The sequence below is a fragment of the Kordia sp. genome, from assembly GCF_965283645.1.
Classification (GTDB): domain Bacteria; phylum Bacteroidota; class Bacteroidia; order Flavobacteriales; family Flavobacteriaceae; genus Kordia.
In genome coordinates, this window is sequence record NZ_CBDIPG010000001.1 from 1930032 (window position 1) to 1945040 (window position 15009).

Here is a 15009-nt window from a genome sequence, read left to right on the forward strand (position 1 = left end):
TTACTATATGTATTTCTTATGATCTTCTGAAAGTTAGTTTTGAGTTGCTAAACGTTTTTCAGTATTTTTTTGAGAATGATTTTTTCAGATTTATCTAAAGTGTATTTGCGTTTTTTCTTTCAAAAAAAGCTATCCAATGTTTTGAACAATAGCTAGAAACTCTTCTTTTTTATCTTTTGAGATGGAAACTGTTTCGTTATTATCCATGATGATATAACCGCCATCTTTTTTGATATATTCTTTGATGTATTTGAGATTGATAAGGTAGGAACGGTGTGGTCTGTAGAATGTTTTTACTTTTATGAGTAAGGAAACGAAGTGTTTTAATGGCTTGCTAACTAAGATTCCAGATTCGTTGACAGTGGTTATTTTGGTGTACATTCCATCAGCTTCTAATAAGATGATTTCGTTGAAGTCTACAAATTTGAAACCGTCCGAAAATGGCAACCCAATTTTGTTGAAGTTTGATGATGCCAAGCTTTTTTTGAGTTCTTCTAGTTTGATGTTGATTTGCGATTTTCCAATGTGTTTGAGTGCTTTTTCAACAGTTTCTTGAATTTGTGTTGCGCGTACAGGTTTTAGTAAGTAATCAATAGCTGAGAGTTGAAATGCTTTGATGGCATATTCGCTGTACGCAGTTGTAAAGATAATTTCGAAATTAAAGTTGTCTTTTTCTATAAAATTTAAGATTTCTAACCCAGAATGTTGTGGCATTTCAATGTCTAAGAATACAATTTGTGGTTGCTCTTTTTTGATCAATTCAATTCCTGATAATAAATCTTCAGCTTCAAAGATTTCTGTGATTTTAGGACAGTTTTCAGAAATTAAGATATTGAGTAAGTTTCTAGCTTTTCGTTCGTCGTCTATGATAATTACTTTCATTCGTTTATTTCTATATGAACTTATGACTTTAGTTTTGTGATTGGAATGGTAATGATTACTTTGGTTCCGTTTGGTTGTTTTGTGTGATCATTATACAAATCTTCAATGGAAACTCCTACTTGCTTTTCTTTTCCGTAATTGAGTAAATCCAATCGATCTTGTGTGGCTTGTGTACCAAAAGATTTGTGTATTTTATCTTTTTTCTCTTTTATTTCTAGTGCTTTTTTTCTACCAACTCCATTATCTTCTATAATACAAATTATAGTATCATTTTTATCGGAAGTTTTTAATGAAATTTTAAGGATCCTATTGTCTTTTTTGTGTAACAATCCATGTTTTAAAGCATTTTCAACATATGGCTGAATTAACATTGTAGGAATCGTAGTTGCTTCTGTATCTATACTTTTATCAATCTGAATTGAATAAATGAGCTTGTCTTCAAAACGTAATTCTTCTAATTCTAAATACATTTCTAAACAGTCAATTTCATCCTGTAAAGAAATAACACCTCTGTTACTGTGATTGAGATAGGTTCGTATTAAATCGGCAAATTTCCCTAAGTAATCACTTGCCAGATTTTTTTTGTTGAGAATAATGTATTCTTGAATCGAGTTTAGCGCATTGAATATAAAATGCGGATTCATCTGTGAACGCAAGTTTTCTAATTTTAAAAATACCAATTCGCGTTCTTGTGCTAGTTTTTCGAGTTCTTTATTTTTTTGCTTGTCACGTTTTTTAAGAATGTTTTTGTAGTAGAGGATTATCAACAATAATGCAGATATTACAGCACTCAGAATAAACCAAGGGCGTTTCCAAAAAGGATTTTTTATCGCAATTTGAATCGATTCAATTTCAGATTCACCTGCCAACGAGGTCGATTTCGCTTTTACCTGAAACGTATAATTTCCTACTGGCAAACTATTGTATTTTACAAAATCGATACCTTCATCAACAGGAATCCAATCGTCATTAAACCCTAACAATCTACTTGTATAACGAATGTGTTCTTTAGATCGAAAACCATTTGAATTGAAACTTAGTTTTATCGCATTTTGATAATGTGGAAGTGTGTATTTTTTTTGAAGTAGCGTATCTTTTTCATTGATTTGAATGCCTGTAAAGTATATTTCTGGTTTGGCTCTTTGTTGAAAGGCTGTTTCCCTATTAATTGAAAAAATACCATTATTGGTAGAGAAGATAACGTTGTTTTTAAAAGGAATAATTCCGTTAATTAAATATGTCCTTATGCCATCACCTTTGGTTAGTATTTTGAACGTTTTTGCTTTAACATCTAGCAATTGAATTCCTTTGGTAGTAACAATCCATAATGAATTTCCATCACCTTTTATTTTTTGAGTAAAATTGGAAGCCAATCCATTTTCCGTTGTATAACTTACAATAACACTATCGTTTTTAATACCATACAAACCATCTTTAAAGGTTGAAGCCCAAATAGTACCATCGTCCGTTTTTGTAATATCTACAGCATGAATTTTTTTCCCTTTATCGTAAATCTTTTTTGCGCTTAATGTTGAATCATATTTTATTAAATCGTCCATATAAGAAACGTAACTGTTTTTACTAATGGTATCATGAAAACCAAAATATGATCTTGAAAACCCTAACCGAGCTTCTTTCCGATTATTTTTCATTCTAACTGCACCTCTGTAATCGGCAATAAGAAACGTATTTTCGTCTACATACGATAAACTTCTTGCATTGAAAAAATCACGATTTGTCGTTATTTTTTTTGTCTCAAAATCATACACAATTCCTTGATCTTGCTGACTGATGTACAGTTTTTTGTGTGCTTTATGGTAAAAAACGGCTTTTATTGGTGTATGCTTTTTCAGATCAATGAGCGTTATTTTATTGGTATTGATATTGTACAATCCTGCTTTTCCGTTAGCCATTCCAAAGAAAAATGATTCTTCATCTATTTTTTCTATACATTCAAAACCATCAATACCATCTAACATATTGTAGTCACTATTGTTGATATTTGGAATTACAAACACACCATTTCGAAGCGTTGTAGCCCAGTAATTTTCACTTCTATCAATGATTACTTTTGAAACATATTCATTTCCGAAATACCTATTTTTATACGTTATTTTCCCGTTTTTCAAAGTATATATCCAAAGTCCACTAGAAGACGAAATCAACATTTCATCATTGTAAAAACTAATCGTAGCAATCTCACTATTTTTCAACGCTGCTTCCAATTTAAGTTCTTCATACTGACCTGAATTTAAATCGAATAAATATAGATACGACTGACTGTTTCTATCAATAAATTTTAGATACATTTTCCCCTTGTATCCCGTAACTAAGGGCATTCCTATACTTCGCTTTGACAAGTCGTTATAAATGGCTTCTGAGGTGTTTTTTTTGATTATATTTAATTCTAAATCTAAGGCAACAATGCTTTCTCCTGCGGTTACATATATTTCGTTTCCATATCTGTAAGGATTTCCTAATAGAGGATATCCAATTTCCATACGTGTTTCAATTTCCCTTGTTTCTAATGAAATTTTATAAATTGCTTGATACGCAAATACCAATAAGTGTTTATCAGTAATAAAAAAACTTCCAAGTCGCCCTTTGACTTCTTTTTTTAAATCAATAAACGTGATGAGTTTATCATTTTCTACATAAAAAAATTGTCCAGAAATGTTAGTACACCAAATTTTTCCTTCAGAATCTTCTACTGGCTCAAAAACTGACAAACCTCTTTTTTCTTTGTTTGTGTAGAGTTTAAATTGATTTCCATCATACCGATAGAATCCTTTATTGGCTGCCAACCAAATAAATCCTTTTGAATCTTCTATACTATTGTAAAACTCAATATCTGGCAAACCGTCTTTTTCAGAAAACTGTATGTATGTTGGATGTTGTCCAAATACGGAACCTGCAAATAGAAGTATGAATAGGTAGTATATATTTTTTATCAATTTGTCTAAAATATTATAATTTTCAAAATTACAATTTTAAAAGTCATGTTTGTAAAACTTTTTGCAGAACACCTGTATTAGCTTCTAAAGATTGGATAATATATAACTATATAGCGTTTATTTATTTTCTAGGTTGTTGAATAACTGAAAGAATCATCTTTTGCAAGCGGCATACTGATCGTTACTTTTGTTCCTTTTGACTCTTCAGCATCGTACAAATCTTCTATTTGAACTCCTATTTGATTCGTTTTTCCATAGTTTAATAAATCTAATCGTTCTTTGGTTACTTTTGTTCCAAATGACTCGTGCATTTTACTTTTCATCGCTTTTATTTCTGATGCTTTTTTTCTTCCTATTCCATTGTCTTCAATAACACAAATAATGTTATTTTCATCTAGCGCATTGAATAAAGACACTTTTAGTTTTCGATCATTTTTTTTATGTAATAATCCGTGCTTTAAAGCATTTTCTATATATGGTTGAATTAACATTGTTGGAATAAACGTTGTACATATGTTTACATCTTCAGCAACATCAATCACATATGTTAGCTTTTCTTCAAATCGTAATTCTTCTAATTCTAAGTACATTTCTAAACACTTCAATTCTTCTTCTAAAGGAATTAAACCTTTGTTACTATGATTTAGGTATGTTCTAATTAAATCAGCAAATTTACCCAAGTAATCACTTGCTAAGTTTTTCTTATTTAGAATAATGTATTCTTGGATTGAATTGAGCGCATTAAATATGAAGTGTGGATTCATTTGTGCTTTTAATGCTTTTAGTTCTGAATCGCGATATTGCTTTTCTATGACGAGTCGTTTTTTAGTCTCTTGAAGTTCTAACAATGCTAATTCAGCTTTCTTTTTAACTCTTAATCTACTAAAATACAATAGCGATGATGTTACAATAAAGATCATCAATAAAAGCGCTCCTATGAAACGATTTCTATTTTTTTGATTTTCTAACGTTGCAATTAATGCTGTTTGTTCTGCTAGATCTTTTTCTCTTTCAATTTTTTCAGTTTTGTATAAAGCTTCGTAGTTTGCTATTTCCTTTTGTTTCTCTATGTTTAGTAATGAATCTTTGATTATTGCTTCTTTTTTAGCAAAATTTAATGATTTTTTATAGTCACCTGTATCTTCATAAAGCGCTGAAAGCATTTCGTAGTTATGCCATAAAGAGTTTATGTTATTTCCTTTTTCTAGTAATTCATTCGATTTTAATAGAAAGGATTCTGCTTCTTTATATTTTTTTAGTTTCGTTAAGTTGTTTCCAATGTTGTTGTAACTTTTTTGAATTCCATGCGCACTTTTTAACGTAGTGTATTTTTCAAGTGCTTTTTTAAAGTAGACATCTGCTAATTCATGATTCTTCTTTTTTTCATATATCGCGCCTATATTCGTATATAAGTTTGCCAGACTTCGCGGTTTTTTCACAAATTCTAGAGCTTCTTTCGCATATTTTAGAGCTTCATCTAATAGATTTTGTTTCGTTTTAACACCAATAAGATTGATACAAATACTGCTCAATATTATTTTATTTTTTTTCGTAAATGAATCATTATATACTTCCTCAAGATACTTATCACTATTTTTCCAGTCTTTCATTGCAATATAAACTCCCGCTAAATTATTTTTAACCATTAAAAGTTCTTTCTTGCTTTTATCTCCTTTCTTTTCAAAAAATATGATTGCATCATTGAAAATAGTAATTGCCTGCGAGAAATCTCCTTTCGCTTTCAACACATTCGCTTTGGACATTTTAGCAACTAAAACTCCCGAAGAATCTTGGAGTTTTCGGTACATTTTTATTGAATTGTCATAGTGTATGATTGCAGAGTCTAGTTGTCCTCTTTTGCGATAATAAACTCCCAATTCTCTTGTTATTTTGGCACTTCTTCTTATATCATTTTCTTTCTCACTTTCAGCTAATCCTTTGTTTATAAGATAGTAATGCAACTTGGCATCTCTATTTCTATAATAACTTAATAATTCGTTGTGACGCACTATTCGCACAGAATCAATTTTTATTTTAGATAATACGTTTTTAATACTATCCACTTTCTTTTCCTGAGAAAATCCAAATTGGATGAAACATAATGTAATACAAAATAGAAGCTTCGAATTCATATATTCTTGTTAAAACATATAAAGATGATCGTTTTCTTCACGAAACTTACTTACCAACTTCTGAAGTGATCATATGAACTTCTAAAGTGATTTATATTTCACTTTTAAGAATAGCTTCAAAATAAAAAACGACCTTTAGTAAATTGTACTAAAAGTCGTTTTAACTAATGATTAGATGTTATTTTCTTAGCAAATTCCTACTGGCTGACAAGATATACTTGGTTGACAGTTTGCTGTCGGAGGGCATCCATTTGTTGGACAAGCCGCACTTGGACAGGCATTTGTTCCACAGACTACAGTAGCGCAGTTAGTATCTGCATCAGCTAAACATGAACGTGTTCTTCCTCCTTGCAATTCTGCAGATTCTAGGTTAGAAATAATGTTTTTGTTTAAAGTAAGTCCATTGTGTTTTAGATTCTTTTTTTTCATGATTAATTTTTTTTATAGGTTAATACTATAAAGTTACTTGTATTCCCCTGTGTTATTTCATAAAAAACCTCACAACTTTTACTTGAAAACCTTAGTTAACATTTTGTTATGTTAATTAGCAAATTCCTGCTGGCTGACAAGAAATTGATGGAATACATAATTCTGTCGGAGGACACGTATTTGTGTATGGACAACCTAAAGCTGTAAGGCATGTACCTGTTAAGGCTCCGCAATTGGTGTCAGCATCAGCAAAGCAAGAGAATGTTCTTCTTCCTCCACCTTTTACTTCATCTGAAGAAAGATTAGAAACTACCTTTTTGTTTAATTTGAGTCCTGTGTGTTTGAAGTTCTTTTTTTTCATGATATTATATTTTAAAAGTTAATACCACAAGTTACTTTTATTTAAATTTTATCACACATAAAAAACCCGACTAATAGTACTCTAAAACCCTAATTAACATTTATTTACATAATGACTTTAGATTGTTACGGAATGATCAAATCTTGAAAACCTTTGGTAACGTATTTTTGAATGTTTCCGTATTGATCTCTGCTTACCACATATGCATCTACGTCTTTTAATTCGCTTAAAAGCTTCTTTGTTTTATCGTATGGCATTACCATAAACGCCGTTGCATATGCGTCTGCTATCATACAACTTTCTGCAACTACAGAAACACTTAACACATTATTTTTCATTGGATATCCTGTTTTTGCATTTAGGATATGTACGTAGTAATCACCCGTTTCTGGATCTATTCTGAATTTTCTATAGTTTCCAGAAGTTGCCATTGCTTTGTTTTCCAACGCAATTAATTCTATGTATTGACGTTCGTCACTATCTTGAATTGGACTGTCAATAGCAACCGTCCATTTTTTTACTTTTTGTGGGTTTTTCCCTTTTGTTAAGATTTCGCCACCAACTTCAATGATATAGTTTTTAACACCATTATCATCAAACATTTTACCTATTAAATCGATAGCATATCCTTTTCCAAGCGCATTAAAATCAAATGTTATGGAAGAATGCTCTTTAATTACTTTTCCTTCATTGGTAACTCTTACTTTATCAAATCCAGTAAACGTCATAATACTATCTAATTGTTGTGGCGTAAGATTGTTGATTGGTTTTTCTGGACCAAATCCCCAAGCATTTACTAATGCACCCACACTTGGATCGAAGAAACCATCTGTTTTTTCATAGACTTCTCTTGAAAAATTATAGACCGTTTTGAAATAATTATCAATCGTAACATTTTTTTCTCCTCTGTTAATTCTGGAAATATCAGAAGTTGGCAAATATGCAGAGATTGATTGATTTACTTCATGAAATACATTTTCTATTTCATTTTGATAGTTGATGTCTTCTTTTGACGTTTCGTACTGAATCGTATAAGTAGTGCCTAATGCAAAACCTGTATTAGTTTGCATACTAATATCCTGCGGCTTTCCACAAGATAATACGAGAAAGGCTATACATGTGTATAGGGGTAATGTAATTGCTTTCATTGATTACGTTATTTGTATTAAACCATCATAATCTAATATGTATGGCTGATTTTTTACTATTTCTTCTAATGGATTGTCTGCATTTCCAAGTCCAACACCTGCAAAAAATAATTGTGCTTCAAACTTTTCTACATGTTGCTTAAATGTTTCCATCCATATAGCATCGTATTCTTTTGGATCTTCCGGATAGGTGACAGCTTTTACGAGTACAAACTTCTTTTTATTGTTTTTATCAATACAAACAAATTGTGGATGCTTGTTTAGTTTGCTATTTACCGCTAGAAATTCATATCCTTTTTCTTCCAATTCTTTTCCTACGATGTTCATTGCAAGATTATGCAATTCTTGTTTTGTTAGTTTTTCCATAGCATATATGAATTCCAAACCAACACTAGCGAAAGTATTGGTTAATAGCCGTGTATCACTTTTTTGTGTTATTTCTTTCACAAATATCGATTAAATGCACTTTTCGTCGAACAAATTCAATATCAATGACGCACACTACTAAATATTATTTTATGCAAAGGTACTTGCAATACTATTACTTTCCGAATTTTATAGAATCTAATCATGTTTAGGATAGTGATACAGTATAAACAGTTGCTATTTTTAAAAGTGTAGTATCTATTTTGAAAATAGTTATGGTTTTTGTTTTTCTAAATCGTACCCAAAGTTGATTCCTTTTTCTGTTCTTGGAATTCCTTTTGTCATCCACATTGGTGCAGGTGCATCTTTTAAATAATGATCAAAAAACTGCATTAATCTAATAGAAAGGTCTTGTCTGTTTTTCATTTTACGCAATCCATGACTTTCATTATCATACACAAGTAACCACGCTGGTTTTTGCAATCTTCGCATTCCCATGAAGAGTTCTATTCCTTGATAATATGGAACAGCACCATCATTGTCGTTATGCATAATAAGTAAGGGCGTTTGTACATTGGGCAAACCAAATAATGGTGAACTTTCTACATATTGATCAAATCCTTCCCATAGATTTTTTCCAATACGACTTTGTGTTTTTTCATATTGAAACATCCTACTGAGTCCTGAAGACCAACGAATTCCTCCATACGCAGACGTCATATTACTTACTGGTGCGCCTGCCATTGCCGCTTTAAATTTGTTTGTTTTTGTGATGAGATATGCTACTTGATATCCGCCCCAACTGTGTCCTTGTATTGCCATGTGATTGCTATCTACAAATCCTTTCTTTTCCATGGCTTCTACACCTGAAATAACACAGTTATACGCATCTTTTCCAGGTTGTCCTTCGTTGTACACAATGTCTGGAATAAATATAAGATAATCGTTACTTAGCGCATACGATATATTTACGATAGAATAGGTTGGCTGTGGGCTTCTGTAGTAGTTAAGATCGTCAGCACTTTTTTCATAGAAACGTACAATCATTGGGTATTTTTTGGAAGGATCAAAATTTTCTGGTTTAAATAGTATTCCTTCTAATTTTGTTCCATCATATGCCTTCCAAGAAACGAGTTCGGAAGTTCCCCATTTAAAATCTTTTTGATGTGGATTGGCATTTGTTAGTTGCGTGTGCGTATCAAAATTATCTGTAGTTAGATGCACATCTTCGTAAGTTGTAAAATTTTCTTTTCTGAAAACTAAAACATTTGCTGATGCAGCTTTTTGTAATCCATTAATTAAATACGAACCCGATTTAACTTTTTCTATACGTTTGCCATCATCATCTAATAAATATATTCCGTCAGTTTTTGTTTTTTCACTGAAACCGCTTAGTAGTAATTTCTCTCCAAGATAAGTTGCTGACAAACGATTTTCAGTGTCTAATTTTTTTATTCGAAATCTTATTTTTTTCTTTCTCCCATCACGTGTTATGTTTTCTGGCTTCTTTTTACCATCAAGTGAAACACTCCAAATATCATACTTATCGTATACTAGTAGGTTTCCATTTTTGTCAAAATCGCCAGTACCATAAGCTCTTGCTAACGCAGGAACATCATTGTCTTCATTTTCAAAAGCAACATTGATATTTTTTGTTAAATTATATTTTTGAAGTGTTTCTAAATGTACAGAGAACCAGTTTTTAGCTTCCAAATCAAAGTATACAACATAATCGCCGTGCAACGTAATATAAAGTGATGAGCTTGCTCCTTTTACGAGTAATTGCTTTTTTCCTGATGCAACATTGACGCTGTAATAATCCGTTTTCCATGGAATGTTCCAAGTTTCTAATACATAAGGCTTTCTATCAAAACCTAATACATATTTAGTAGCATATTTTCCGCCTAAATTAATACCATCCAACGTATCATCCTGCAATTGTACAAAACGTTCTTTTTTAATATCAAAATAACGTAGTCGCGTATCTTCTTTCAAAAATTTCTCATTTGCTTTCTGTCTTGGTTGTATAACTTTGTCTTGCCAATTCCAAACATCTACTTGTGGAATTTCATCATCAGTGAGTGTTGTATCTTTTTTGTGTTCGCTTTTTAGTTTTGAGAAAAAGTATAATCGATTTCCATCTTGTGAGAAAAAAGGACCAGATTCAGCACTTAATGTTTGTTTGTTTCCTAAGCGCGCTTCTTCGTTTATTATTAATGGTAAGCGTTTGTTTTCGCTATAAAGGAATAATTTTAAGGGGACAGAATCAGTTTTTGTAGAGTCTCTTTCGGCAAGATATGCTAGTTGATCTCCTTTTTTATCTACACTAAGTTTTTTGTAATCATACAAAGAAGTATCTATTACTTTTTTAGATTTAGACGCTGTTTGATATGCATATATTCCATGTGCTTTTTTGTCGTTCTTTTTATCTTTTGTAGTGTAGTAAAATGTTGTTCCTTCTTCTGGTATGATAAAATCCTTTACATCAAAAATAGTGTCTTGTTGTTTTGTTTTTAGATGATATACAAGTGCATAATTATTTTTCCACGCTGGTAAACTATCACCTTTGATGGAATCTTTTTTGTTTTTGAATTTTTCAATGACAATATAATCGCTATTCTTTTTAGGCAAACTATATTTTTTTACCCTGAAAATAGAATCATATAATTCATTGTTTGAAACATCATAAATGTATAGAATGTCTTTTTGCTTGTTTTTATCTTTTACTTTTTTCTTTTTTTCAGCTCTTTTTGTGAGATAATTTGCTGGTTTTTGAAAGATCACAAAGTTTTCATCTTTTGATATATCACTAGATACACCGTTGAAATATGTTGCTTTTTTTTGGGTTTCTGTGTTGTAAATTTGAAGATAGCCATCTCCTCTATTTGTTCCCGTTCTTATGGTGGACACAATTAGTTTTCCGTTGTTTGAAACTTGTGTGTTTGTTACACGTTTCCATAAATCATAATCATCATGTGTAATTGATCTTTTTTGTGCAAACGTAATTCCGACTGTAAAAAAGCAAAGTAGCGTAAGTATTTTGTATGTCATTGTCTTGGTAAGATATTTAGTACTTAAATATAATTAGATTATTTTTTTTTACCGCTTTTTTCTTCAATCTTAACAATATTTCTGACAAAAAAAAGATCGTTTACAGTGCAAACGATCTTTTTTATATGTTTTGAATGGTAATTTCTATCCTCCGAAGTCATCAAATCTGATGTGTTCATCAGGAATTCCGAAATCTTCTCCCATTTTCTGAACAGCTTGGTTCATTAATGGTGGCCCACAGAAATACAATTCAATATCTTCTGGTGATTCGTGGTGATTTAAGTAGTTATCAATTACACAATTGTGAACGAATCCTACAAAACCATCACCTTCATCATTGATATCTTTTTTCACTTTCCAGTTATCTTCTTCTAATGGTTCAGATAATGCTAAGTAGAACTTAAAGTTTGGAAATTCTTTCTCTAAATCATAGAAATGATCTAAGTAGAATAACTCACGTTTAGAACGTCCTCCGTACCAATACGTAACTTTTCGTCCCGTTTTTAAGGTTTTGAAAAGGTGGTATAAGTGTGAACGCATTGGTGCCATTCCTGCTCCACCACCAACATATAACATTTCTGATTCAGACTCGTTGATGAAGAATTCACCGTAAGGCCCTGAAATTGTTACTTTATCTCCTGGTTTTTGTGCAAATATGTATGATGATGCAACTCCTGGATTTACATCCATCCAAGCGTTTTTGGCTCTGTCCCATGGTGGCGTTGCAATACGAACGTTTAGCATAATTTCACGTCCTTCCGCTGGGAAAGAAGCCATTGAATATGCACGTTCAACAGTTTCGTTGTTTTTCATTACTAAAGGCCATAATCCAAATTTATCCCATTCTTTCTGAAATTTGTCTGGAGTTTCATGCTCTTCAGGGTGCGCAGTGATATCCATATCACTGTATTTTATTTCACATTCTGGAATTTCAATTTGAATGTATCCACCTGCTTTGTACCCCATATCTTCAGGAATTTCAACTACGAATTCCTTAATAAATGATGCTACGTTATAGTTCCGAACAACGGTTGCTTCCCACTTTTTAATTCCGAATACTTCTTCTGGAATTGTAATGTTCATGTCTTGCTTCACTTTTACTTGACAAGCTAAACGTGCTCCGTGTTTTAATTCTTTTCGTGTAAAGTGCGGAACTTCTGTTGGCAATGCTTCTCCTCCACCTTCTAATACGTGGCATTCGCACTGAATACATGTTCCACCACCACCACAAGCTGATGGTAAAAATATTTTTTCTCCTCCTAAAGTAGTTAAAAGTGTACTTCCTGAAGCTACTTCTATTTCACGTTCACCATTAATTGTAATTTTTACAGGTCCTGATGGTGATAATTTTTGCTTTACGAATAGCAATAGAGAAACCAATACTAAAGTGATTAGTAAAAAGGCCGCTACGGTTGCTACTACTGTTCCTAATGTACTTGCTGCTAATATCATATTACTCAATTACTTTTGTATTGTTAGCGATTTCATTTGTAGTACTGTTATCTTTTACAGTTTCAATTTGAGCTCCATCTTTATTTTCTAAAGCTTCGCCTTCTTCGTCACCACCTGTTAACATTCCTCCAAAGCTCATAAATCCAATTGCCATTAAACCAGTAATGATAAATGTAATTCCTAAACCTCTTAATGCTGGTGGCACGTTAGAGTATCTAATTTTTTCACGAATAGCTGCAATTGCTAAAATTGCTAAGAACCATCCGATTCCTGAACCAATTCCGTATGTAGTAGCTAATCCTAACGTTGCAATTTCTCTTGATTGCATGAATAGTGATCCTCCTAAGATAGCACAGTTTACAGCAATTAATGGTAAGAAGATACCAAGTGAGTTGTATAATGATGGAGAAAACTTCTCTACAATAATTTCTACTAATTGTACCATGGTTGCAATGGTTGCAATGAACATGATAAACGATAGGAAACTAAGATCGTAACTCGCATATTCTTCTCCTAACCAAGATAATGCTCCTGGTTGTAAAATGTATTGATCTAATAGCCAGTTTAAAGGAACTGTGATCGCAAGTACAAAAATAACTGCGGCTCCAAGTCCAACGGCTGTAGACACTTTTTTAGATACGGCTAAGTACGAACACATTCCTAAGAATGTTGCAAATACCATGTTATCTATAAATATTGATTTGAAAAATAATTCTATATGTTCCATATATTTTAGTCTTGAGTGTTGAGGAATTAGCGTTGAGAAATTCAATTCTCATATCTAATAGCTCACTACTATTTTTAGTCTTCTATTAAAGCTTTGTTCTTTGTACGTTGAACCCAGATAATGATTCCAACTACTATTAATGCCATTGGCGATAGTAGCATGAAACCGTTATTTTCGTATCCGTAAGCGTATAATCCCGTTTTTGCTACAGGATCTCCAAGAATTTTAATTCCTAGTAACGTTCCAGAACCTAATAATTCTCTAAAAAATCCTACTATAATTAAGATAACTGCATATCCTAATGAGTTTCCAATTCCGTCTAAGAATGATCGCCATGGTCCGTTTCCTAGGGCAAATGCTTCAAAACGTCCCATAATGATACAGTTCGTAATAATTAATCCAACAAATACAGAAAGTGTTTTACTTAGTTCATAAGCAAACGCTTTCAGTACTAAATCTACTATAATTACAAGTGTTGCAACAACAATTAACTGTACAATGATTCTAATTTTTGAAGGAATGATGTTTCTCATTAAAGAGATGACAACGTTTCCTACTGCCAATACAAATAATACGGATATAGACATTACAATAGAAGCTTCAAGTTCTGCAGTAATTGCCAATGCTGAACAAATCCCTAATACCTGAATTGTAATTGGGTTATTGTCTGCTAATGGGTCTAAAATTAATTTACTATCTTTTCCCATAACTTATTATTTGTTTTTTAGGTTTTGAAAATATGGTAAGTACAACTTCAAATCTTTTTTAATCATAGCTGTAACTCCATCACCTGTGATGGTTGCTCCAGCAATGGCATCAATTTCATAATCTTCCTTATCCGCATTTGTAGGATCTGCATTTGTTTTAGAAATTGTGATTCCTTTAAACGCTCCAGATTCAGTAAGTAGATGTTCTCCGTAAAAATCGTCCATAAAATAACGTTGCTTGATGTTTGCTCCAAGCCCTGGTGTTTCTCCTTTGTGATCGAAATATACACCTTGAACGACCATGTTTTCGTCCATAGCTACATATCCCCAAATGGCATCCCAAAGTCCTTTTCCTCTAATTGGTGCAATGTAGAATTTCTCTCCATCCTTTTCTCCCACAAATAATGGAAGCTTTCTATTTTTACCAGCTTTGGCTCTCGCTTGCTGTTTTTTTACATCAATTAAATACGGCTCTTGTCCAGCATTTTTTTCTTTGTATTCTTCTCTAGAAAGTTCACTAACAATTTTTCCGTTTTTTACTTCTAATACAACCTGCTCAGTGATGTACTGTGCAAACTTCTTAGGAGCTTCATCTGTAGACACAAAAGTAGCACTACCTTCTTCGTTATTATTGATTCCCATAGCATACAAAATGTTTTGTTGCTTTTCCAAACGCTGATTTTCAGTAATCATTGGTTTTAATGCAGATGCTAAATACGCTAGTAACGCACCTACGACCAATACCATTCCAATAGCGAATATTATGGTATATGAATTTTTATCTGTTCTCTTTTCCATCG

The 15009-nt window shown here is 32.1% G+C and carries 12 protein-coding genes; all 12 read right to left on the reverse strand.

All coding sequences use genetic code 11. From position 1 onward, the window contains the following. Positions 1-129 precede the first annotated feature (129 nt). The 12 genes from ACQ654_RS08385 to ACQ654_RS08440 all read right to left on the reverse strand — a co-directional run bounded on the left by ACQ654_RS08385 (position 130) and on the right by ACQ654_RS08440 (position 15007). Positions 130-882: a LytR/AlgR family response regulator transcription factor gene (locus tag ACQ654_RS08385; protein WP_430409870.1), complete on the reverse strand. Its 753-nt coding sequence runs from the start codon at positions 880-882 to the stop codon at positions 130-132. A gap of 20 nt (positions 883-902) precedes the next feature. Continuing rightward, the gene (locus ACQ654_RS08390; RefSeq protein ID WP_430409871.1) at positions 903-3836 is read right to left on the reverse strand and encodes a histidine kinase; all 2934 of its coding nucleotides are present in this window, start codon (positions 3834-3836) and stop codon (positions 903-905) included. Positions 3837-3964: 128 nt separating this feature from the next. After that, a complete protein-coding gene (locus ACQ654_RS08395) occupies positions 3965-5968 on the reverse strand; it encodes a tetratricopeptide repeat-containing sensor histidine kinase (RefSeq protein ID WP_430409872.1) in 2004 nt (667 codons plus the stop codon). Between the two features lie 186 nt (positions 5969-6154). After that, positions 6155-6397: a hypothetical protein gene (locus tag ACQ654_RS08400; protein WP_430409873.1), complete on the reverse strand. Its 243-nt coding sequence runs from the start codon at positions 6395-6397 to the stop codon at positions 6155-6157. A gap of 115 nt (positions 6398-6512) precedes the next feature. Further along, the gene (locus ACQ654_RS08405; protein ID WP_430409874.1) at positions 6513-6758 is read right to left on the reverse strand and encodes a hypothetical protein; all 246 of its coding nucleotides are present in this window, start codon (positions 6756-6758) and stop codon (positions 6513-6515) included. Between the two features lie 125 nt (positions 6759-6883). Further along, positions 6884-7906 (reverse strand): FAD:protein FMN transferase, encoded by a 1023-nt coding sequence (locus ACQ654_RS08410; protein ID WP_430409875.1) that lies wholly within the window; start codon positions 7904-7906, stop codon positions 6884-6886. Positions 7907-7909: 3 nt separating this feature from the next. Then, positions 7910-8353 carry a Na(+)-translocating NADH-quinone reductase subunit F gene (locus ACQ654_RS08415; RefSeq protein WP_430409876.1) on the reverse strand — a complete coding sequence of 148 codons (444 nt, stop codon included), beginning with the start codon at positions 8351-8353 and terminating at the stop codon, positions 7910-7912. Positions 8354-8545: 192 nt separating this feature from the next. Beyond that, a complete protein-coding gene (locus tag ACQ654_RS08420) occupies positions 8546-11323 on the reverse strand; it encodes an alpha/beta hydrolase family protein (RefSeq protein WP_430409877.1) in 2778 nt (925 codons plus the stop codon). A 144-nt stretch (positions 11324-11467) separates the two neighbouring features. Then, positions 11468-12775 (reverse strand): NADH:ubiquinone reductase (Na(+)-transporting) subunit F, encoded by a 1308-nt coding sequence (gene nqrF, locus ACQ654_RS08425; RefSeq protein WP_430409878.1) that lies wholly within the window; start codon positions 12773-12775, stop codon positions 11468-11470. 1 nt (position 12776) lies between these two features. Next, a complete protein-coding gene (gene nqrE, locus ACQ654_RS08430; protein ID WP_430409879.1) occupies positions 12777-13502 on the reverse strand; it encodes an NADH:ubiquinone reductase (Na(+)-transporting) subunit E in 726 nt (241 codons plus the stop codon). A gap of 74 nt (positions 13503-13576) precedes the next feature. After that, positions 13577-14209 carry an NADH:ubiquinone reductase (Na(+)-transporting) subunit D gene (locus tag ACQ654_RS08435; RefSeq protein ID WP_430409880.1) on the reverse strand — a complete coding sequence of 211 codons (633 nt, stop codon included), beginning with the start codon at positions 14207-14209 and terminating at the stop codon, positions 13577-13579. Between the two features lie 6 nt (positions 14210-14215). Continuing rightward, on the reverse strand, positions 14216-15007 hold the full coding sequence (locus tag ACQ654_RS08440) for a Na(+)-translocating NADH-quinone reductase subunit C (RefSeq protein ID WP_430409881.1): 792 nt from the start codon (positions 15005-15007) through the stop codon (positions 14216-14218). Positions 15008-15009: the final 2 nt, after the last annotated feature.